Source organism: Pseudomonas sp. E1MeOHC2 (assembly GCF_058745025.1).
In genome coordinates this window covers 648,876-669,011 of record NZ_CP196675.1, presented here as the reverse complement: position 1 = coordinate 669,011, position 20,136 = coordinate 648,876, and the positions used below count along the sequence as shown (strand labels likewise).

Below are 20,136 nucleotides of genomic sequence, written 5' to 3'. Positions count from 1 at the left end.
CCTTGCAGATTAAAGCCCCCGGCGCCACTTGGGCTCGGTGCACGGGGGCGTCAGGCAATCAGTCGAGCATCGAGATCGCGGTTGGCGCGTCGTTGCCGACCAGCGCCAGGTCTTCGAACTCGTTGACGGCGTTGATCTCGGTACCCATGGAAATGTTGGTGACGCGCTCGAGGATCACCTCGACCACCACCGGCACGCGGAACTCTTCGGCCATCTTCTGCGCCTTGAGCAGGGCAGGGGCGATCTCGCCTGGCTCGAATACTCGGATAGCCTTGCAGCCCAGGCCTTCGACCACGGCGACGTGATCCACACCGTAGCTGGCGGCGTCGGTCGAGTTGATGTTCTCGAATGCCAGTTGTACACAGTAATCCATGTCGAAGCCACGCTGCGCCTGGCGGATCAGGCCGAGGTAGGCGTTGTTCACCAGCACGTGGACATACGGCAGGTTGAACTGCGCACCGACTGCCAGCTCTTCGATCATGAACTGGAAGTCGTAGTCACCCGACAGGGCGACGACCTTGCGCGATGGGTCGGCCTTGACCACACCCAGGGCGGCAGGGATGGTCCAGCCCAGCGGGCCGGCCTGGCCGCAGTTGATCCAGTGGCGTGGCTTGTACACGTGCAGGAACTGCGCGCCGGCGATCTGCGACAGGCCGATGGTGCTGACGTAGGTGGTGTCCTTGCCGAACACCTGGTTCATCTCTTCGTACACGCGCTGGGGTTTGACCGGCACGTTGTCGAAGTGGGTCTTGCGCTGCAGGCTGGCTTTGCGCTGCTGGCAGTCTTCCAGCCAGGCGCTGCGGTCCTTGAGCTTGCCAGCGGCTTTCCACTCGCGGGCTACTTCGAGGAACACGTCCAGCGCCTTGCCGGCGTCCGAAACGATGCCCAGGTCCGGGGTGAATACGCGGCCGATCTGGGTCGGTTCGATGTCCACGTGCACGAACTTGCGGCCTTCGGTGTAGACGTCGACGGAGCCGGTGTGGCGGTTGGCCCAGCGGTTGCCGATACCGAATACCAGGTCGGATTTGAGCAGGGTGGCGTTGCCGTAGCGGTGCGACGTCTGCAGGCCGACCATGCCGACCATCAGTGCGTGGTCGTCCGGGATGGTGCCCCAGCCCATCAGGGTCGGGATCACCGGTACGCCGGTCAGTTCGGCGAATTCGACCAGCTTGTCGCTGGCGTCGGCGTTGATGATGCCGCCACCGGCAACCAGCAGTGGGCGCTCGGCGTCATTGAGCAGGGCCAGGGCTTTTTCGGCCTGTACGCGGGTGGCGGATGGCTTGTTGATGGCCAGCGGCTCGTAGGCGTCGATGTCGAATTCGATCTCGGCCATCTGCACGTCGAACGGCAGGTCGATCAGTACAGGGCCTGGGCGGCCGGTGCGCATTTCATAGAAGGCTTTCTGGAACGCGTAAGGCACCTGGCCTGGCTCCAGCACGGTGGTCGCCCACTTGGTCACCGGCTTGACGATGCTGGTGATGTCGACGGCCTGGAAGTCTTCCTTGTGCAGGCGTGCACGCGGGGCTTGGCCGGTGATGCAGAGAATAGGGATGGAGTCGGCCGACGCACTGTACAGGCCAGTGACCATGTCGGTGCCGGCAGGGCCGGAAGTGCCGATGCACACGCCGATATTGCCTGGGTTGGCACGGGTGTAGCCCTCGGCCATGTGCGAGGCACCTTCGACGTGACGAGCGAGGACGTGATCGATGCCACCGACTTTCTTCAGGGCTGAGTACAGCGGGTTGATGGCAGCCCCTGGGATGCCGAACGCGGTATCTACACCTTCACGGCGCATGACCAGAACGGCTGCATCGATTGCTCTCATTTTGCTCATGGGTTGTGCCTCATCGATTTTGTAATTGTATACAACTTTCTGTGCGGCAGAGTGTATTCACGCCTGCCTGCTTAGGTCAATGGATTTTCATCGGGGAGAATGGCTTTCGTCGGAGAGCCCATGAAAACCGCGTTCCGTCGGATCGAGTACGATCGATTTAAAATATTGTATACAAAAATATCCTTCGTTGTGTTCTATTTGCGCTATTGGTTTTCAACTGCCCTTAGGGCTTCTCACAACAAGAAGAGGACCTTTTCATGAACGTTCTGAACCTGAAAGTCGCGGTAAGCCTGGTCAATGCCGCGCTGGCCGCAGGCCGCAAGATCAATGCGGCGCCTTTGACCGTGGCGGTGCTGGATGCTGGCGGGCACGTGCTGGCGCTGCAGCGCGAGGATGGCGCCAGCCTGATTCGCCCGGAAGTGGCCACGGGTAAGGCCTGGGGTGCGATTGCCCTGGGCAAGGGCTCGCGCCTGCTGGCGCTGGATGCGCAGCAGCGGCCGGCGTTTTTTGCCGCGTTGAATGGGCTGGGGGAGCGGCCGGTGGTGCCGGCGCCGGGGGGCGTGCTGATTCGTGATCAGGACGGCAAGGTGCTGGGTGCGGTGGGGATCAGCGGGGATACGTCGGATATCGACGAGCAGTGTGCGATCAGTGCGATCGAGGAGGTGGGGTTGAAGGCGGATGCAGGGGTGGCTGCCTAAACCTCTATTGGCTGTACTGGCCTATTCGCGGGCAAGCCCGCTCCCACAGGTCACCGCAATGCTGGAAACTGCGGTGAACCTGTGGGAGCGGGCTTGCCCGCGAATGGGCCCTGTCAGGCCGCCTCAGGCTCACAACCCTTGAGCACCAGCCGAATGATGGTCTCGGCCGCCGCATCATAATCACTCTCGGCCAACTTGGCCTTGCCCGTCACCGCTGAAATCTGCCAATCGAAATCGGCATAGGTCTGGGTCGCCGCCCAGATGCTGAACATCAGGTGATGCGCGTCCACATTGGCAATCTGCCCACGCTCGATCCAGCCCTGGATGCACTCGATGTTGTGCCGCGCCTGCTCGTTGAGCTGCTCGACCTGGTTGGGCGACAAATGCGGCGCGCCGTGCATGATCTCGCTGGCAAACACCTTGGAGGCATGCGGCAGGTCGCGGGAAATGCGAATTTTCGAGCGGATGTACGCACTCAGCACTTCCTTCGGGTCACCGTCGGCATTGAACGGCGTCGAGGCCTGCATGATCGGCGCGATGATGCTCTCCAGGACCTCGCGGTAGAGGTTGTCCTTGGATTTGAAGTAGTAGTACACGTTTGGCTTGGGCAGGCCGGCCTTGGCCGCGATATCGCTGGTCTTGGTGGCGGCGAAGCCCTTGTCGGCGAATTCCTCGCTGGCTGCGCGCAGGATCAGTTCCTTGTTGCGCTCGCGAATGGTGCTCATTGTCGGGGATCTTCCTCGTGTCTGGCCGCCTCTAAGAGGGATCGCGCATGTTAGCACCGCGTCTGACGGGCGCTCAAGGCAGCGACTTTCGGCTAGACTCCGGCACATTCATTTCACGGGAAACAGGCACATGGCAGGAAGCAGTCTACTGGTACTGATCGACGACATCGCCACGCTGCTCGACGACGTCTCGCTCATGACCAAAGTCGCGGCGAAGAAGACTGCGGGTGTGCTGGGTGACGACTTGGCGCTCAACGCCCAGCAGGTGACCGGCGTGCGCGCCGAGCGTGAAATCCCGGTGGTTTGGGCGGTGGCCAAGGGCTCGTTCGTCAACAAGGCGATCCTGGTGCCGGCGGCGCTGCTGATCAGTGCGTTCATTCCGTGGGCGGTTACGCCCCTGCTGATGATCGGTGGCGCCTACCTGTGCTTCGAAGGCTTCGAGAAGCTGGCGCACAAGTTTTTGCACAGCAAGGAAGAGGACGACGCGCAACACCAGGCCCGCAAGGAAGCCGTGGCTGACGCCACTGTCGACCTGGTGGCCTTCGAGAAGGCCAAGATCAAGGGCGCGGTGCGCACCGACTTCATCTTGTCGGCCGAGATCATTGCCATCACCCTGGGGATTGTGGCGGATTCTCCTCTGCCCCAACAGATCATCGTGCTGTCGGGCATCGCCATCGTCATGACGGTTGGCGTGTATGGGCTGGTGGGCGGCATCGTTAAGCTCGATGACCTGGGCCTGTGGATGACCCAGAAGGCATCGAAGCTGTCTCAGGCGGTGGGTAACGGCATTTTGCGCGCCGCGCCTTACATGATGAAGAGCCTGTCGGTGATCGGCACTGCAGCAATGTTCTTGGTCGGCGGCGGGATTCTGGTGCATGGCATCGCGCCCCTGCATCATGCCATCGAGGCCTTCAGCGAGGGGCGCGGTGGTGGGCTGACCGTGGCCCTGCTCAACGGCCTGGCCGGTGTAGTGGCCGGGGCCGTGGTGCTGGCGGTGGTCAGCGCTTTTTCGAAGTTGTGGCGGGCGATCAGGGGCTGACGGCCACGCCGCTGTCCTCTGGTTTCCAGGCAAGCAGGCCCTGGTTGAAGCCGTAGGCGGCGCTCTGGTAATAGGCAATGGCCCGACGTATCAGCAGGTTGTCGTTGCCAACCGTGGTTTCGCGACTGTTGCCCAGGGCATCTTCATGCACGCGCATGCCACCGCGTGGGCTGAGGATGGCCAGGTTGTTGCCGTCGAACAGGCCCAGGTGCTGGTAGTTGCCAATCAGTACACGCGGTGGCAGGGCATCGTCCTTGAGCAGGTCGCGGCCGAAGAACGTCGAGGTGTAGTCGATGTTGAGCAGGCCGAGCAGGGTTGGCGCCAGGTCGATCTGGCTGGCCAGCTTGGCGTCCTCACGGGGTTCGATGAGCTTCGGTGCGTAGATCCACAGCGGGATCTGGTAGTTGCTCACCGGCAGGTCTTCGACACCTGCGCTGCCAGCAGTGTGGTCAGCGACGAAGATGAAGAGGGTGTTGTCGAACCACGGCTTGCCCTTTGCCTCGCGCAAAAATTGCGCGATGGCGTGGTCGGTGTATTTCACCGCACCTTCACGGCCTTCACCTGAGGGGATGTCGATTCGGCCTTCCGGGTAGGTGTAAGGGCGGTGGTTGGACGTGGTCATCAGCTGCAGGAAGAACGGCTGTTGCTTGGCATGGTCGGCATCGGCCAGCTTGAGGGTTTGCCGATACAGGTCTTCATCGGCCATGCCCCAGGCGTTCTTGAAGCTGATTTCGCTTTCATCGATGCTGCTTTGGTCAACGATGCGGTAACCATTACCGCTGAAGAACGCGTTCATGTTGTCGAAGTAGCCGCGCCCGCCGTAGACGAACACGGCGTCGTAACCCCTGGCCGTCAACTGCTGGCCGAGGCTGGCATAGCCGCTTTCGCGGCCGATGCGTTTGACGATCGAGCGCCCTGGGGTTGGCGGGATCGACAGGGTGATGGCTTCCAGGCCGCGGTCGGTGCGGGTGCCGGTGGCGTAGAAATTGTTGAAGTACAGGCTCTCACGGCGCAAAGCGTCGAGGTTTGGCGTGAGGTTGCGCGCGTCGCCGTTGCTGCCCATGTATTTCGCGCTGAAGCTTTCAATGGTTACCAGGATGATGTTCGGGGTGCGCTGCGGGCCATCGGCGCTGATGTGGCGGCGAATGTCCTGAGGCTCCTGGCCCTGGAAGCGGGCGTTGGGTTCGGCCAGTTCCTGATGCATGTGCGCGCCCACGTCAGTGGCGTCGAGGCTGGCATAGAACTGCGTGTAGTCCAGTTCATTGTTACGGAAGGCCGCGAAGAACTGGTACGGCCCATTGCTGGCCAGCTCGCGCTGGTAGGCGTTGCCGCCCTGGCCACGCGGAAACTGCTGGTCGATCACCAGCACGTTCAAGCCTCCCAGGGCCGCCAGCAAGGCAATACCCAACAGGCGTTGACGCAGGTTTACGCCGGGGCCTGACATGGCCTTGGCCAGCGGTTTGCGCAGCAGCACCGCGAGTATCACCGCAAACAACGCGATAGCGCTGAGCAGCGTGGGCAATGGGTAGGATTCGCGGATGTTGTCCAGTACTTCCTTGGAGTAAACCAGGTAGTCGACGGCGATGAAGTTGAAGCGTACGCCGAATTCGTCCCAGAACAGCCATTCCGACACTGCGACGAACAGCATCACGAACAAGCTGACTACCAAGAGCCCGGCCAGCAGCCCGCGGTGGGCGCGTGTACGCCACAAGGAGGTTGGGCAAAGCGCGAGGTACAGACCCAGTGGCAGGGCTGCGTAGACGAGGAAACTCAGGTCGTAAATTGCGCCGTCTAAGAATAATGAGAAGTAATTGCCACTGACTTCGTCCAGGTGGGTGACCAGCAATACAAACCGCGTCAGCAGGAAAATGCCGAACCAGAGTGAACAAAGTAGTACCAGGTAGCGCCAAGGGGCGGCGAGGGTAGTGCGCATCAATCAGGCCTGTTTTCTTTTTTAGTTGTGCGAAGAAAGTCAGGCTAGAACAGCGGTTGCAAAAAAAATGTCAAAATTTTGCGGTGCGTTCATTGAAAGCCGGATTTATAGTCGGACCTTGTCGCTTACAAACTCGATGAGGAGGTGTGCACATGTTTGGCAATGTACTGACCTACGACGCCTATCACTTGGCGCTGTACCTGATCACGGCGATGGCCTGGGTAAGCCTGGGCTTTTGTTTCCTGCTGCGTGGGGTAGACGTGCAGGCCCTCTACAAGGGGTGTGCCATGTTTGGCGTGGCGTTGACCATCAGTGTGGTAATGCTGGTGGTGGATATCATGCGGATGCTTGAGCACCATCAGGTGGAGATGGCATTGGTGATAGTCGGCATGGTATTGCCGGTTATGGTTGTTTTGACCTTCAAGGCAAGTTCTTTGCTAAGTAAGCCTTCTCTTAAAAGAATGTAAGAAGTTTCTTACAGCTTGGCGCGTAACAGCGTCGCCTTTTGGTAACGCTGTCACGTTTCAGCGGGTTAGAAGTGCACTTTTACCAGGAAGCTTGCAGTGTTCTGATCAGTGGTGAACGCGTCGGAATCTTTGATGCCGTACTTGTTCTTCCAGTAGTCGTATTCAAAACCGACATACAACTGCTTCTCACCCAGGTGCAACGCCTTGCCTAGGTCGTATTTGACCTGCGGGTTGAAGTGCAGGTTGGCCTGATAGGTGCCGCGACGGTTCTCGTCGTTGTCCACCACCCAGTCCATGAAACCGTCGATAAGAATGTCGGACGAGCCCACCGGAATGGTGTAGGACCATACCGGGGTAATCTGCCAGACGTTGTCACCGGCGCGGCTGCCGTCGGTGGTGCGCTGGTAGAAGTTCAGCTGGAAGTAGTCGAAGCCTGGGATGTCGAGGTCGAAGCCAGGGCCGATCAGGTAGGACTCGGTATCACCCTCGCCGAACTCGTAGGTCATCGCCAGCAGCACATCCTTGACCGGGCCGAACGCCAGCTTCTGGTCGAAGATCTTGCCAAACGACAGGCGTGGGCTGATTTCACCGTAGTAGGTGTTCGGGCCGTTACCCGAGTCTTTCTTGCCCTGGTAGAAGATCTTGTCGACGAAAATGAAGTTGTCGCCGTACTTCCAACCATCGGCATGCTCGAAGGTGACGGTTTGCTGGATTTCGGGGTTGACCTTGAAGTTCTTGCCCCACAGGTAGGTGAGGCTGTTGTTCTGCCACTGCAGCAGGTCGCCGCCGAAGGTGGTGCCGCAGGCCAGCAGGCCGCCCGCGAGGATCAGGCTGTTGATGGTACGCATTGTCGCTCCCTTGATTGATCTGTTGTCAGCGCTCGGTGGTGGCGCTGTTTTTGTCTTTTGAGTCAGCTTTTTTCGATAGGCCACAGCTGTTTGGCAAGAGTTGCGCCAACTTTTCCGGGTTGGCACAACCTTCCTGCTCGACTTCGTTCTGAACGGATGAAAAGGGTCTTTCAGGCTGGCAACACGTTGGCCAACCGCCCGTATTCATTGACTGAGCGGTCAGTAAACGCAGGCAGAATCCGTTCTGCCCTGATCGAGGGGGCGCGCAGATTACTGGCTTGCGCGCCGGTCCTCAAGTGCTCCGTCCTGGAGCGTGGTGAAACAAACTTGTGCGTTTGGTCAGGTTCTTAGAAGTGGACTTTGACCAGGGCGCTTGCGACGCTCTGGTTGCTGTCCACATTGCCGCGGCTGTCGATGCCGTACTTGTCCTTCCAGTAGCTGTATTCAAACCCCACGTACAACTGCTTGGCGCCCAGGTTCAGGGCTTTGCCCAGGTCGTATTTGACCTGTGGGTTGAACTGCAGGTTGGCGTGGTAGGTGCCACGGCGGGTCTGGTCGTTGTCCACTACCCAGTCCATGTAGCCATCGATGAGGATGTCGGACCTGCCCACGGGAATGGTGTACGACCAGGCCGGGGTAATCTGCCAGACATTGTCCCCAGGGCGGCTGCCCTCGGTGTTGCGCAGGTAGAAGTTCAGGGTGAAATAGTTGAAGCCGGGGACGGCCAGGTCAAAGCCTGGTCCGATCAGGTAGGCCTCGTTGTCGCCTTCGCCTCGCTCGTAGGTCATGGCGATGAGCACGTCCTTGATCGGGCCGAACTCGAACTTGTGGCCGGTCATCTTGCCAAGCGACAGGCGTGGGCTGAACTCACCGTAGTAGGTGGTCACGCCTTTGCTGCGGTCGGCCTTGCCGTTGTAGAAAATCTTGTCGACGAACATGAAGGTGTCGCCGTACTTCCATTTGTTGGCGTGCTCGAACGTGATGGTCTGCTGGATATCAGGGTTGACCTTGAAGTCCTTGCCGTACAGGTAGCTCAGGCTTTCGCCGTGCCATTGCAGCCATTCGCCTGCATGCGAGGGGAGGGTGGCCAGCAGGCTGCTGCCCAACAACAGGGACGTGGTGATGCGCTTCATGTCGTGATTCCCGGACTTATTGTTTTTGTTGGCGGTTTTTTTAGCGCGCAGGGGCGCCCCGAGCGGCCCATTCCGGCGGGCCGACGGTATAGCGGTTACTGCGGGTGTGAGTGAGGGGCGGCCATTGCGCCGCCCCGTCTGGCTCAGTGCTGGTGACAGGCGTCGTTATGCGCCGCGCGGTCGGCACCACCTAAGATGTTGAACAGCACGTTCAACACCAGGGCGCTGACCGTGGCCATGGCGATGCCACTGTGGGTGATCGGTTCCATCCACTGCGGCATCTGTGCGAAGAACTCCGGGCGCACCACTGGGATCAACCCAAAGCCGACGCTCACCGCAACCAGCAACTGGTTGCGACGGTCGCCGATGTCCGCTTCCTGAAGGATCTTGATCCCGGTGGCGGTGACCATGCCGAACATGGCAATGGACGCGCCGCCCAGTACCGCAGGCGGGATCGAGGCGATCAGGAAGGCTGCCTTGGGCAGCAGGCTGAGCAGGATCAACAGCGCGCCAGCCACGATGGTGACGAAGCGGCAGCGTACCCCGGTCATCTGCACCAGGCCGATGTTCTGCGCGAACGAGGAGTGGGTGAAGGTGTTGAAGAACCCGGCGATGAACGACGCACCGGCGTCGCACAGCAGGCCACGGCGGAGCATGCCTGGGGTGACTTCACGATCGGTTACCTTGCCCAGGGCCAGGAACATGCCCGTGGACTCGACGAAGATGATCACCACCACCAGGCACATCGACAGGATCGGTGCCAGGCTGAAGGTCGGCATGCCGAAGTGCAGTGGGGTGACCACTTGCAGCCACGGTGCGTCTTTCAGGCCCGTCAGGTCGACCATGCCGATGGAGCCGGCCAGGATGTAACCCAGGCCCATGCCCACCAGCACCGACACGTTGACCCAGAAGCCACGCATGAAGCGGTTGATGAGCAGGATCACGGCCAGTACCAGGCCTGCGACCATCAGGTAGATGGGCGAGCCGAAGGCTTCTGCCTCATGGCCGCCACCGGCCCAGTTGACTGCCACCGGGAACAGCGACAGGCCGATCGAGGTAATGACGGTACCGGTGACCAGCGGTGGGAAGAAGCGGACGACCTTGGACATGAACGGCGCGATCAGCATGCCGAAGAACCCGGCGGCGATGGTCGCTCCGAAAATCCCCTGCAAGCCGACGCCGGGCATGCCGGCCATGGCCACCATGCTGCCGACGGCCGCGAAACTGGCGCCCATCATCACTGGCATGCGAATCCCTACCGGGCCGATACCGAACGACTGGATGATAGTGGCGACGCCCGCGACCAGCAGGTCGGCGTTGATCAGGAAAGCGACTTCTTCACGGGACAATCCGGCGGCTTGGCCAATGATCAAAGGCACGGCAATCGCGCCTCCGTACATCAGCAGAACGTGTTGCAGGCCAACCAGGATCAGTTGGAACAGGGGCAGAGGCTCTCGCGGCGGCGCAACAGGGATGTACGCCATGCGTGACTCGGACATGCAGCACCTCGAGTTTTGTTTTTATTCTCGGATCCAAGCGCCAGGCTGCAGGCCTGGGCGCTCGATGCTTGCTAGTTGCGTATTGCCTTGAAGCAGAGGCCGGACATGCCGGCCTCTTCGCGGGTAAACCCGCTCCCACAGGGAGCGGAGTGTGCCCGGTGCATCAGTTGACCGGGGCGCCTTTGGCGATCCAGTCACCGACGAGCTTGCGCTCTTCGGTGGTCATCTGGGTGATGTTGCCCAGCGGCATGATCTGGCTGGCAACCGCTTGCGCCTGAATGCGCGCGGCCTGGGCCTGGATCTGCTGCGGGGTATCGAACATCACACCGGCAGGGGCGGCGCTGAACAGTGGGCTGGTCGGTTTGGACGAGTGGCACACGGTGCAGCGTTCCTGGATGACATTGTGGATCTTGTCGAAGCTGTCGCCGCCTGCCTGGGCAGTGGCTTGCGCCGGTGCCGCGGCGGGGGCTTCGGCGGCCTTGGTGGCTTCCTCGGCGCGCAGTTCGGCAGCGGTCTTGCCGCCGACGGCGGTGGCGGGCAGCGGCTGGTACTCGACTTTCGCAGCAGCTTGCTCAGGGCTGACGGCCATCGGCTTCGGGCCGGTGACGTAGGCCAGGCAGATCATCGCCAGGGCGCCGACGGGCAGGGTCCAGGCGTACTTGGCGCTGTCATGGCGGGTGTTGAAGTAGTGACGGATCAATACCGCAGCCACTGCAATGCCGGCCAGGATCAGCCAGTTGTACTGGCTGCCGTAGGTGCTCGGGAAGTGGTTGCTGATCATGATGAACAGCACCGGCAGGGTGAAGTAGTTGTTGTGACGCGAACGCAGCAGGCCCTTGGCCGGCAGGCGCGGGTCGGGGGTAGTGTTGGCTTCGATCGCGGCTACCAGCTGGCGCTGGGCAGGCATGATGATGCGGAACACGTTACCGACCATGATGGTGCCGATGATCGCGCCGGTGTGCAGGTATGCGCCACGGCCGCTGAATACCAGGCTGAAGCCCCAGCAGGCAGCGATGATCAGCACGAACAGCACGCCGCCCAGCAGCATCGGGCGCTTGCCCAGCGGCGAGTCGCAGAGCAGGTCGTAGATGAACCAGCCGGCCACCAGCGAACCGATACCAATGGCCACGCCCTCGGCACCGCTCAGGGTGCTGCCAGGGGCCAGCAGGTACAGGGTCGGGTTCCAGTAGAACACCACGCACAGCAGGGCGATACCGGACATCCAGGTGAAGTAGGCTTCCCATTTGAACCAGTGCAGGTTCTCGGGCATTTTCGGGGGTGCCAGCTTGTACTTTTCAAGGTGGTAGATACCACCGCCGTGGATGGCCCAAAGGTCACCCGACAGCCCGTCACGCGGATTGCTCCGGTTCAGGTTGTTTTCCAGCCAGACGAAGTAAAACGATGCACCGATCCAGGCGACACCGGTGATCATGTGAACCCAGCGAATGCTCAGGTTCAGCCATTCGTGAAGGTGTGCTTCCACAGTATGTACCTCTGCCGATCACCTTACGATGATCGACCTTTTCTTATTGGTGGGGATTGAGGATCAGCATCTGTTCCTCGGTGAAGTAATGCTCATCGCAGTTGTTGCCAGAACCACTGCGATCAACCACCAGGAAATCATCCCGCTTTTCGATCGTCAGCACCGGGTGGTGCCAGACGCCGCGATGGTAATTGATGCCCTGCCTGCCGTTACTGCGGAAGGCGCGGACCAAACCTGATACAGGTGCATCGCCAACGGGCGCGACCACGATCAGAAAGGGGTTGCCGAGCAGCGGGATGAAAGCCTGGCTGCCCAGCGGATGGCGTTCCAGCATGCGTACGGTCAGCGGCATGTCCAGCGCGTCGGCGCGGAAGATGCTGATGATCGCCTTGTCTTCAGGCTCGGCGGTTTCGACCGTGGCGAGCTTGTGAAAGCGCATGGTCGAGCCGTTGTTGATCATGAAGTGGTCACTGCCATCGGTTTCGATCACGTCACCGAACGGGGCGAAGGCTTCTTTGGTCAGGGGCTCGATCATCAGGGTGCGCATGCGGTTATCTCTTCTAAGTTCGTTATTCTGGATAAGGCTCTAACGTTGCTGCGGCGTTTTACAGCTGCAGCAGGCGGAACAGGGCGATCAGGTTGATCTGCGCCAAGGCTTCCTTGAATTCGGCATCCGCGTCGTTGTGGATGCGTTTTTCGAAAGCGGCGAGGATCTGGTGCCGGTTGCTGCCCTTCACGGCCATGATGAAGGGGAACTGGAACTTGGCCTTGTAGGCGTCGTTGAGCTCGGTGAAACGGGCGAACTCTTCGGCGGTGCACTGGTGGATACCGGCGCCGGCCTGCTCGTTGGTGCTCGATTCGGTCAGCTCGCCCTGGATGGCGGCTTTGCCGGCCAGGTCCGGGTGAGCGTTGATCAGGGCCAGTTGGTCGGCGTGGTTGGCGCTGAGCAGGATGTCGCTCATGCGCTGGTGCAGTGCCTCGATTTCGTCCAGTTCGCTCAGGTTGCCCAGGTCATAAGCTTTTTCAGCGACCCACGGCGAGTGCTCGTAGATGTCGGCGAAGGTGGCGACGAACGCGTCACGGCCCAGGGTCGATGGCTTGAGGGTCTTGAAGGCGGTCATCAGGCGTTCTCTTTCTTGTACGGGTGGGTGGTGTGCCAGTGGCGGGCGATGTCCGCGCGACGGGCGAACCAGACCTGGTCATGGCTTTTGGCGTAGTCGACGAAACGCTTGAGCGCGGCCAGGCGCGCTGGGCGGCCGACCAGGCGGCAGTGCAGGCCGATGGAAAGCATCTTCGGTGCTTCGGCGCCTTCTTCGTACAGCACATCGAAGGCGTCTTTAAGGTACTGGAAGAACTGCTCGCCGCAGTTGAAGCCCTGTACCTGAGTGAAGCGCATGTCGTTGGTGTCCAGGGTGTAGGGGATCACCAGGTGCGGCTTGCCGGTCGGGTTGTTCGGCTCCCAATAGGGCAGGTCGTCGTCGTAGGTGTCGCTGTCATAGAGGAAGCCACCTTCCTCCATCACCAGGCGGCGGGTGTTCGGGCCGGTGCGGCCGGTGTACCAGCCCACCGGGCGCTCGCCGGTCAGTTCGGTGAGGATGCGGATGGCTTCGAGCATGTGCTCGCGCTCTTGCGCCTCGTCCATGTTCTGGTAGTCGATCCAGCGGTAGCCGTGGCTGCAGATCTCGTGGCCGGCTTCGGCCATGGCGCGGATCACGTCGGGGTGGCGCTGGGCGGCCATGGCCACGGCGAACACGGTCAGCGGTACGCCGCTGTCCTTGAACAGCTTGAGCAGGCGCCACACGCCGGCACGGCTGCCGTACTCGTACAGCGACTCCATGCTCATGTTGCGCTGGCCCTGCAACGGCTGGGCGGCGACCATCTCGGACAGGAAGGCTTCGGACTCTTTGTCACCGTGCAGGATGTTGCGCTCGCCACCTTCTTCGTAATTGAGGACGAAAGACAGCGCAATGCGGGCGTTGCCCGGCCATTGCGGGTGAGGTGGGTTGTTGCCGTAACCGATCAGGTCGCGAGGATAGTCAGCGCTCACTGCAGTCTTCCTTCTTGTGCGTTAGTGCGGGGGTGGGCGGACCGCGTCGGTATGTCGCACCACCGGATGGGCTGATTGTATACAACTTCTGAAATCTTTTGTAAGCCTGTTTTTCCGCATTTCTTCCCTTTTGTCGCTTGAGAATCCCTTGCAATAAACCTGCCTGCTTGGTCAGCTAATGACGTCGACGTCGGCATGGTGCCTGTATTTGCGACGGATAGGGGCTTTGCCAAGGGCGCGACAGACGGGTTCAAAAAATTGTGTACAATTTGGCGATGGAATGTCTTAATAACGTCATTCCCGCACATCGCAGGCCGGTTGGCGTGATGATGGCCGTGTATTTTTTGCCCACAGATTGAACAAGAGGCGACAAGCAATGGGACGTTTGACCACACACGTACTGGATGCCGCGCATGGCTGCCCGGGCAGCTCGATCAAGGTCGAGCTGTACCGCGTCGAAGGCCAGCAGCTGGAGCTGGTGAACACCGCCCTGACCAACAGCGATGGCCGCGTCGATGCGCCGTTGTTGCAGGGTGACGATTACCGTACTGGCGTTTATCAGTTGCAGTTCAGCGCTGGCGATTACTACCGCGCTCGCGGTGTGCAACTGCCGGCCCAGGCGTTTTTGGATGTTGTCGTGCTGCGCTTTGGCATCGACGAGCAGCAAGATCACTACCACGTGCCCCTGCTGATCTCGCCGTATAGCTATTCGACCTATCGCGGAAGCTAGTTGGTCGCTAGAAGAATCTTCGTAGGTCCTTTGGCCCGCTCTCACACTGGCGGGCTTTTTTTATTGGCGAATGGCGGTTTGTTGATTTGTTGGCGCGGACAGTATCCGGCCTGTTTTGTAGTCTGAGTGAACTGCAGCACCTACCATGATCCCACCTGCAGAGTTGAAGGTGAGCCCCACCACTGCAGCCCCCACCTGTTCAGTGTTACCGCGTTGCCAGGCATCTACTGCCACTTGGCCCCACTCGAAACTCGAACCGAAGAACAGCGTCGGCTCGCTCAAACTGCTTTTCTTGTTTGCGCTCAAACTGGCTGAGGCATTCTGTGATCGCTGGATATAGCTGTCCGCTTTCCAGCTAGGAATGCTGCTATCCCCGTTGCTACCCAATGCCTTGTTGATGGACGCTGTGGCTTGCCCCCATCGGGAAGACGTGTCGACCTGCTCGTGTAGCTGTTTGCGTGTAGGGGAGAACTGTTCAACCGGAATATCGCCTGTGATGAATATATTCTTCATCGTTTTAGACACGCCTTTTAAAAAAGGGCTTCTTCCTTCGGGGTCGGTGAGGTTTATTGGGTCTCCCAGGCAATAGGCATAAGCATTCAAGCCACCTTCTCTAAATGGGCTGTAACTGTCATGGCTCAAGAACCTCATCAGCATGGGGCGGAATATCCTGTGGCCTTTACCGAGAGGGTACGACCCGGAAATCGGATCCCGGAACTCGCCATTGAAACCAATCGGGCTTTTGCCTGCCTCTGAGTGGCCATAAGGGGTGTAAGCGCATATGCGCAGAGTGATAATGTTCATTGGGTATCTTCTGGAAATGACGCCTGTGCCGTTTGTATCAAGCTCCGAAGGACTTCACAGCTAGTACAATTACCAGTCCGGTGCTGTGGGAACACCCCGGCAAGGCCGCTCTCACAGGGGCGTATTTGCAGAGAATGAGCGATGAACGAAGGGCGCCGAAGCGCCCTTTGTCGACCGAGTGGAGGTCAGAGGAACACAAACTTGGCAATGAAAATCGCGCACAGCACCCACAGGCTGGCCGAGATCTCTTTGTACTTGCCGGTACCCGCCTTCAGCGCTACATAGGTGATGAAGCCCAGGGCAATACCGTCCGCCACCGAGAAGGTCAGCGGCATCATGATCACCGTGACGATCGCCGGAATGCTGTCGGTGGCTTCGTCCCAGTGGATGTGCGCCATGCTGCCCATCATCAGCATCGCCACGTAGATCAGCGCACCGGCGGTGGCATAGGCCGGAATCATCCCCGCCAGCGGGGCGAAGAACATCGCAGCGACGAATAGCAGGCCGACCACGACTGCAGTCAGGCCCGTACGCCCACCCGCCGCAACCCCCGCAGCACTTTCCACATAGCTGGTCACTGGCGGCACACCTACCACGGCACCGAACACGCTTGAAGCACTGTCGGCCTTCAATGCCCGCGACAGGTTTTCGATGCGGCCATCCGCTGCCACCAGGTTGGCCCGCTGCGCCACGCCCATCAGCGTGCCAGCAGTGTCGAACATGTGCACGAACAGGAATGCCAGCACCACGCTGATCATGCTGACGTTGAACACGCCGGCCACATCCATGGCCATCCAGGTGGGCGCCAGGCTTGGCGGCATCGACATCACCCCGCCAAATTTCACCAGGCCCAGGCCCCAACCGGCCAGGGTGACGCCGATGATGCTGATCAGGATCGCGCCGAATACCCGTTTGTAGCTGAGGATGGCAATCGACAGGAAGCACACTGCCGCCAGCAGTGGGCCGGGTTCATGCAGCGAGCCCAGCTTGATCAGCGTGGCCGGGCTGTCGACGATGATGCCAGCAGTCTTGAGGCCGATCAGCCCGAGAAACAATCCGACGCCGGCCCCCATCGCATGGCGCAGGCTCACTGGGATGCTGTTGAGCAGCCATTCGCGCACTTTTGACAAGGTCAGGAACATGAACAGCACACCCGAGACGAACACTGCGCCCAGTGCCGTTTCCCAGTTGTAGCCCATGGTGCCGACCACGGTGTAGGTGAAGAAGGCGTTAAGCCCCATGCCCGGCGCCAGGCCCACCGGCCAGTTGGCGTACAGCCCCATCAGCAGGCAGCCCAGCGCGGCGGCGATGCAGGTGGCGACGAATGCCGCGCCGTGATCGATGCCGGCGTCGGCCATGATGTTGGGGTTGACGAAGATGATGTAGGCCATGGTGATGAAGGTGGTCACCCCGGCGATCATTTCGGTTTTGACGGTGCTGCCATGTTGCTTGAGTTTGAAAATCCGTTCCAGCCAGCTCGTTTCGAGCGGTGGGGCGAGATCCAGCGTAGGGGCTTCGGATTTGCGGCTTTCCACAGCGGGTACTCCTCAAGTCTTTCTTGTTGTTTTGGAGCCATTGTCCTGCGCATGCACTTGGCGGCTCCGCGAGGGAAGGCAGACGCCTGACCGTTTTGTTGACTTATGGGTCAGGAAGTTGCACGGTGGATTATGCTTTTGTGTACAAAGAATGCAAATAATGTTTTATATTTTATGTGCGCAATGCGTCGTACAACGGCTATATAGGTAAAAGGCCACCTGCAGAAACGGCTCAGCCTGTGTACAATGGCGCCATACTTTGGTCCTTCATCCCTTTTTCAGGACTTGCCAGCCACCCTCTGACACGCGTTACAGTCAAGGTCCGACTGGTGGATCCACGTGCTCGAGTGCCCATGAACGAACAGCTGCAACCTCTGAAAAAACCTGTGCGCGCTGGCAAGGCCGGGCGCAGCGGTACCCAGGACGACATCGTCTACGCACATATTTTCGAGGCGATCCTCGAACAGCGTCTGGCTCCGGGCACCAAGTTGAGCGAGGAAGCGCTGGGCGAGATCTTTGGCGTCAGCCGCACCATCATCCGCCGCGCCCTGTCGCGCCTGGCCCACGAGAGCGTGGTGCTGTTGCGGCCCAACCGCGGTGCGGTGGTGGCCAGCCCGACGGTAGAAGAGGCACGCCAGGTGTTCTTCTCGCGGCGCATGGTCGAACGCGCTATCACCGAACTGGCCGTGCAGCACGCCACCCTCGAGCAGCTCAACGAGCTGCGCCAGATGGTGCGTGAGGAGCGCGACAGCTTCTCCCGTGGCGATCGTGGTGCGGGCATCCGCCTTTCCGGCGAATTCCACCTCAAGCTGGCCGAAGCAGCAGGTAATGCGCCGCTGGTCAGCTTCCAGCGCAGCCTGGTGTCGCAGACTTCGCTGATCATCGCCCAGTACGAAAGCGGCAACCGCTCGCATTGTTCGTATGACGAGCACATGCAACTGATCGATGCCATCGAAGCGCGTGACGCTGAGCTTGCGGTGAGCCTGATGATGCATCACATGGATCACATCGACAGCAAGCTGAACCTGGACGAGGAAAGTGCCTCGGACGATCTGCATGCGGTGTTTTCGCATCTGTTGAAAAAGCCCAAGGTTTCGGCCAAGGGTTGATCGTTTGTTTGCATGAACAAGGGGCCGCTTCGCGCCCCATCGCAGGCAAGCCAGCGCCCACAGAATGACGCCAGCCTCAAGGGCAGTGCATACCTGTGGGAGCTGGCTTGCTTGCGATGGGGTGCGATGCGGCCCTTTGGTTATTACTGGCCATTGGCTAAACGTCTGCTAAATTCTTGTGAGCAAACCTTCATCAAGCAGTTGGGCTTGCGCATTCGTTGCGTTCAACTTCTTGAGGAAAGGATTCATGAGCATGTCCCTCGGTAAACGCATGGGGGCCGAACTGATCGGCACCTTCTGGCTGGTCCTCGGCGGCTGTGGCAGTGCGGTACTCGCAGCCAGTTCCCCGCTCGGCATCGGCGTTCTCGGTGTCGCCTTCGCGTTCGGTCTCACTGTGCTGACCATGGCGTTCGCCATCGGTCATATCTCTGGCTGTCATCTCAACCCTGCCGTTTCGTTCGGGCTGGTGGTGGGTGGGCGCTTTCCGGCCAAAGAGCTGCTGCCCTATGTCATCGCCCAGGTGATCGGCGCGATCCTCGCGGCTGCGGTGATCTACCTCATCGCCAGTGGCAAGGCCGGTTTCGAGCTGTCGTCGGGGTTGGCGTCGAACGGCTACGCCGACCACTCGCCCGGCGGTTATTCGCTGGGGGCGGGGTTTGTCAGTGAGGTGGTGATGACGGCCATGTTCCTGGTGGTGATCATGGGGGCTACCGATGCCCGTGCGCCAGCAGGCTTCGCGCCGATTGCCATCGGCCTGGCCCTGACCCTGATCCACCTGATCTCGATCCCGGTGACCAATACTTCGGTCAACCCCGCGCGTAGCACGGGGCCGGCACTGTTCGTCGGTGGCTGGGCCCTGCAGCAGCTGTGGCTGTTCTGGCTGGCGCCGCTGATCGGGGCTGCGATCGGCGGCGCGTTGTACCGGGGCCTGGCGAAAGAGCCTTAGCGCTGGTGCACGCAACGCCCGGCGGCGTAGGTTTCGCGCACGGTGCGGTCATCGCCCAGGGTAGTGAGCACGAACAGGGTCTCTTCAATGCTGTTGGACTGCTGGATACGGTAGTCCAATAGCGGCGTGGCCTTGTAGTCGAGCACCACGAAGTCGGCATCGTTACCGGCGCGCAGGCTGCCGATGCGGTCGTCCAGGCGCAGCGCGCGGGCGCCGCCGAGGGTGGCCAGGTACAGCGACTTGTACGGGTGCAGACGTGCGCCCTGCAGCTGCATGACCTTGTACGCCTCGTTGAGGGTGTTGAGCAGCGAGAAGCTGGTACCGGCGCCCACGTCGGTGCCCAGGCCCACATTGACCTTGAAGCGCTCGGCCTGGGGCAGGTTGAACAGGCCGCTGCCCAGAAATAGGTTGGAAGTCGGGCAGAAGGCCACGGCCGAGCCGGTTTCGGCCAGGCGCTGGCATTCCTCGTCGCACAGGTGCACGCCGTGGGCGAACACCGAGCGCTCGCCAAGCAGCTCGAAGTGGTCGTAAACGTCCAGGTAACCCTTCTGCTCCGGGAACAGCGACTTGACCCAGTCGATTTCCTTGAGGTTCTCCGACAGGTGCGTGTGCAGGTACACGCCTGGGTGCTCCTTGAGCAACTGGCCGGCCAGTGTCAGTTGCTCCGGGGTGCTGGTCGGCGCGAAGCGTGGGGTGACCGCGTAATGCAGGCGGCCCTTGCCGTGCCAGCGCTCGATCAGTGCCTTGCTTTCGGCGTAACCGGACTCGGCCGTGTCCGTCAGGTAATCAGGGGCATTGCGGTCCATCATCACCTTGCCGGCGATCATCCGCAGGTCGAGGCGCTCGGCCTCTTCGAACAGGGCGTTGACCGATTCCGGGTGCACGCTGCCGAACACCAGGGCGGTGGTGGTGCCGTTGCGCAGCAGTTCCTTGAGGAAGATTTTCGCGACCTGGTCGGCATGGCCCTTGTCGGCGAACTGTTTCTCGCACGGGAAGGTGTAGGTGTTGAGCCAGTCCAGCAGCTGTTCGCCGTAGGAGCCGATCATGCCGGTCTGCGGGAAGTGGATGTGGGTATCGATGAAGCCTGGGGTGATCAGGGCATCCTGGTAATGCACCACATCGATACCGGCCTCCAGGGTCGGCAGCAGCTCGCTGGCGTGGCCGATGGCGCTGATGCGGCCATCGTCGACCACCAGCAGGCCGTCTTCGTAGTATTCATGGGAGGCCTCCAGGCCGACCTCGGCCGGGTCGGCGATGCTGTGCAGGATGGCGGCACGGTAGGCTTTGCGGGTTGCGGTCATAAAGC

At 60.6% G+C, this 20,136-nt stretch carries 19 protein-coding genes; 6 read left to right on the top strand and 13 right to left on the bottom strand.

What is annotated here, in order from left to right; translation table 11 throughout:
- Positions 1 to 58: 58 nt before the first annotated feature.
- Entirely contained in the window at positions 59 to 1,834 is a 1,776-nt protein-coding gene (gene gcl / locus ACSSU5_RS02895; protein ID WP_264312237.1) for a glyoxylate carboligase, read from the bottom strand.
- A 257-nt stretch (positions 1,835 to 2,091) separates the two neighbouring features.
- Between gcl and ACSSU5_RS02890 the strand changes: the two genes are divergently transcribed.
- Positions 2,092 to 2,532, top strand: a complete 441-nt coding sequence (locus ACSSU5_RS02890; protein ID WP_099454902.1) for a GlcG/HbpS family heme-binding protein — start codon at positions 2,092 to 2,094, stop codon at positions 2,530 to 2,532.
- 113 nt (positions 2,533 to 2,645) lie between these two features.
- Here ACSSU5_RS02890 and ACSSU5_RS02885 read toward each other — a convergent pair whose 3' ends face one another.
- Positions 2,646 to 3,257: a TetR/AcrR family transcriptional regulator gene (locus ACSSU5_RS02885; protein WP_099428678.1), complete on the bottom strand. Its 612-nt coding sequence runs from the start codon at positions 3,255 to 3,257 to the stop codon at positions 2,646 to 2,648.
- Positions 3,258 to 3,387: 130 nt separating this feature from the next.
- On the opposite strand from ACSSU5_RS02885, the gene ACSSU5_RS02880 reads away from it, so the two are divergent.
- Positions 3,388 to 4,296, top strand: a complete 909-nt coding sequence (locus tag ACSSU5_RS02880; RefSeq protein WP_264312238.1) for a DUF808 domain-containing protein — start codon at positions 3,388 to 3,390, stop codon at positions 4,294 to 4,296.
- On the opposite strand, the gene ACSSU5_RS02875 is transcribed toward ACSSU5_RS02880, so the two are convergent.
- Positions 4,286 to 6,229 (bottom strand): LTA synthase family protein, encoded by a 1,944-nt coding sequence (locus ACSSU5_RS02875; protein ID WP_492560560.1) that lies wholly within the window; start codon positions 6,227 to 6,229, stop codon positions 4,286 to 4,288. The genes ACSSU5_RS02880 and ACSSU5_RS02875 overlap by 11 nt on opposite strands.
- A gap of 152 nt (positions 6,230 to 6,381) precedes the next feature.
- Here ACSSU5_RS02875 and ACSSU5_RS02870 point away from each other — a divergent pair, with 152 nt between their 5' ends.
- Positions 6,382 to 6,696, top strand: a complete 315-nt coding sequence (locus ACSSU5_RS02870; protein WP_264312240.1) for a hypothetical protein — start codon at positions 6,382 to 6,384, stop codon at positions 6,694 to 6,696.
- 65 nt (positions 6,697 to 6,761) lie between these two features.
- On the opposite strand, the gene ACSSU5_RS02865 is transcribed toward ACSSU5_RS02870, so the two are convergent.
- The 7 genes from ACSSU5_RS02865 to puuE form a co-directional block, all read right to left on the bottom strand.
- A complete protein-coding gene (locus tag ACSSU5_RS02865) occupies positions 6,762 to 7,544 on the bottom strand; it encodes an outer membrane protein OmpK (protein WP_264312241.1) in 783 nt (260 codons plus the stop codon).
- A gap of 347 nt (positions 7,545 to 7,891) precedes the next feature.
- Positions 7,892 to 8,677, bottom strand: a complete 786-nt coding sequence (locus tag ACSSU5_RS02860; protein WP_264312242.1) for an outer membrane protein OmpK — start codon at positions 8,675 to 8,677, stop codon at positions 7,892 to 7,894.
- Positions 8,678 to 8,820: 143 nt separating this feature from the next.
- Positions 8,821 to 10,176 (bottom strand): nucleobase:cation symporter-2 family protein, encoded by a 1,356-nt coding sequence (locus ACSSU5_RS02855; protein ID WP_264312243.1) that lies wholly within the window; start codon positions 10,174 to 10,176, stop codon positions 8,821 to 8,823.
- 163 nt (positions 10,177 to 10,339) lie between these two features.
- On the bottom strand, positions 10,340 to 11,659 hold the full coding sequence (locus ACSSU5_RS02850; protein ID WP_264312244.1) for a urate hydroxylase PuuD: 1,320 nt from the start codon (positions 11,657 to 11,659) through the stop codon (positions 10,340 to 10,342).
- 43 nt (positions 11,660 to 11,702) lie between these two features.
- Positions 11,703 to 12,206, bottom strand: coding sequence for an ureidoglycolate lyase (locus ACSSU5_RS02845; protein ID WP_027592958.1), 504 nt, complete (start codon positions 12,204 to 12,206; stop codon positions 11,703 to 11,705).
- A 58-nt stretch (positions 12,207 to 12,264) separates the two neighbouring features.
- The gene (uraD, locus tag ACSSU5_RS02840) at positions 12,265 to 12,780 is read right to left on the bottom strand and encodes a 2-oxo-4-hydroxy-4-carboxy-5-ureidoimidazoline decarboxylase (protein WP_492560559.1); all 516 of its coding nucleotides are present in this window, start codon (positions 12,778 to 12,780) and stop codon (positions 12,265 to 12,267) included.
- The gene (puuE, locus tag ACSSU5_RS02835) at positions 12,780 to 13,706 is read right to left on the bottom strand and encodes an allantoinase PuuE (protein ID WP_264312246.1); all 927 of its coding nucleotides are present in this window, start codon (positions 13,704 to 13,706) and stop codon (positions 12,780 to 12,782) included. The genes uraD and puuE overlap by 1 nt, the downstream gene beginning before the upstream one ends.
- Before the next feature lie 376 nt (positions 13,707 to 14,082).
- Here puuE and uraH point away from each other — a divergent pair, with 376 nt between their 5' ends.
- A complete protein-coding gene (uraH, locus tag ACSSU5_RS02830) occupies positions 14,083 to 14,436 on the top strand; it encodes a hydroxyisourate hydrolase (protein ID WP_264312247.1) in 354 nt (117 codons plus the stop codon).
- Between the two features lie 60 nt (positions 14,437 to 14,496).
- Here the strand turns inward: uraH and ACSSU5_RS02825 are convergent, their stop codons facing one another.
- Both ACSSU5_RS02825 and ACSSU5_RS02820 read right to left on the bottom strand, forming a co-directional pair.
- Positions 14,497 to 15,240: an RHS repeat-associated core domain-containing protein gene (locus ACSSU5_RS02825; protein WP_492560558.1), complete on the bottom strand. Its 744-nt coding sequence runs from the start codon at positions 15,238 to 15,240 to the stop codon at positions 14,497 to 14,499.
- Between the two features lie 185 nt (positions 15,241 to 15,425).
- Positions 15,426 to 16,775, bottom strand: a complete 1,350-nt coding sequence (locus tag ACSSU5_RS02820; RefSeq protein ID WP_186704050.1) for an NCS2 family permease — start codon at positions 16,773 to 16,775, stop codon at positions 15,426 to 15,428.
- A 353-nt stretch (positions 16,776 to 17,128) separates the two neighbouring features.
- On the opposite strand from ACSSU5_RS02820, the gene ACSSU5_RS02815 reads away from it, so the two are divergent.
- The gene (locus tag ACSSU5_RS02815; protein ID WP_492560557.1) at positions 17,129 to 17,884 is read left to right on the top strand and encodes a GntR family transcriptional regulator; all 756 of its coding nucleotides are present in this window, start codon (positions 17,129 to 17,131) and stop codon (positions 17,882 to 17,884) included.
- A gap of 247 nt (positions 17,885 to 18,131) precedes the next feature.
- Positions 18,132 to 18,830 (top strand): aquaporin Z, encoded by a 699-nt coding sequence (aqpZ, locus tag ACSSU5_RS02810; protein WP_264312250.1) that lies wholly within the window; start codon positions 18,132 to 18,134, stop codon positions 18,828 to 18,830.
- On the opposite strand, the gene guaD is transcribed toward aqpZ, so the two are convergent.
- Positions 18,827 to 20,131, bottom strand: a complete 1,305-nt coding sequence (gene guaD / locus ACSSU5_RS02805) for a guanine deaminase (RefSeq protein ID WP_492560556.1) — start codon at positions 20,129 to 20,131, stop codon at positions 18,827 to 18,829. The two genes, aqpZ and guaD, sit on opposite strands and share 4 nt — an antisense overlap.
- Between the last annotated feature and the right edge of the window lie 5 nt (positions 20,132 to 20,136).

Bases quoted from the DNA above. Each gene is read 5' to 3' on its own strand.
- ACSSU5_RS02870 (WP_264312240.1), top strand. From the start codon at position 6,382: ATGTTTGGCAATGTACTGACCTACGACGCCTATCACTTGGCGCTGTAC.
- uraH (WP_264312247.1), top strand. From the start codon at position 14,083: ATGGGACGTTTGACCACACACGTACTGGATGCCGCGCATGGCTGCCCG.
- ACSSU5_RS02865 (WP_264312241.1), bottom strand. From the start codon at position 7,544: ATGCGTACCATCAACAGCCTGATCCTCGCGGGCGGCCTGCTGGCCTGC.
- ACSSU5_RS02885 (WP_099428678.1), bottom strand. From the start codon at position 3,257: ATGAGCACCATTCGCGAGCGCAACAAGGAACTGATCCTGCGCGCAGCC.
- ACSSU5_RS02845 (WP_027592958.1), bottom strand. From the start codon at position 12,206: ATGCGCACCCTGATGATCGAGCCCCTGACCAAAGAAGCCTTCGCCCCG.
- ACSSU5_RS02825 (WP_492560558.1), bottom strand. From the start codon at position 15,240: ATGAACATTATCACTCTGCGCATATGCGCTTACACCCCTTATGGCCAC.
- ACSSU5_RS02875 (WP_492560560.1), bottom strand. From the start codon at position 6,229: ATGCGCACTACCCTCGCCGCCCCTTGGCGCTACCTGGTACTACTTTGT.
- ACSSU5_RS02890 (WP_099454902.1), top strand. From the start codon at position 2,092: ATGAACGTTCTGAACCTGAAAGTCGCGGTAAGCCTGGTCAATGCCGCG.
- ACSSU5_RS02815 (WP_492560557.1), top strand. From the start codon at position 17,129: ATGAACGAACAGCTGCAACCTCTGAAAAAACCTGTGCGCGCTGGCAAG.
- uraD (WP_492560559.1), bottom strand. From the start codon at position 12,780: ATGACCGCCTTCAAGACCCTCAAGCCATCGACCCTGGGCCGTGACGCG.
- guaD (WP_492560556.1), bottom strand. From the start codon at position 20,131: ATGACCGCAACCCGCAAAGCCTACCGTGCCGCCATCCTGCACAGCATC.
- ACSSU5_RS02880 (WP_264312238.1), top strand. From the start codon at position 3,388: ATGGCAGGAAGCAGTCTACTGGTACTGATCGACGACATCGCCACGCTG.
- ACSSU5_RS02860 (WP_264312242.1), bottom strand. From the start codon at position 8,677: ATGAAGCGCATCACCACGTCCCTGTTGTTGGGCAGCAGCCTGCTGGCC.
- aqpZ (WP_264312250.1), top strand. From the start codon at position 18,132: ATGAGCATGTCCCTCGGTAAACGCATGGGGGCCGAACTGATCGGCACC.
- gcl (WP_264312237.1), bottom strand. From the start codon at position 1,834: ATGAGCAAAATGAGAGCAATCGATGCAGCCGTTCTGGTCATGCGCCGT.
- ACSSU5_RS02855 (WP_264312243.1), bottom strand. From the start codon at position 10,176: ATGTCCGAGTCACGCATGGCGTACATCCCTGTTGCGCCGCCGCGAGAG.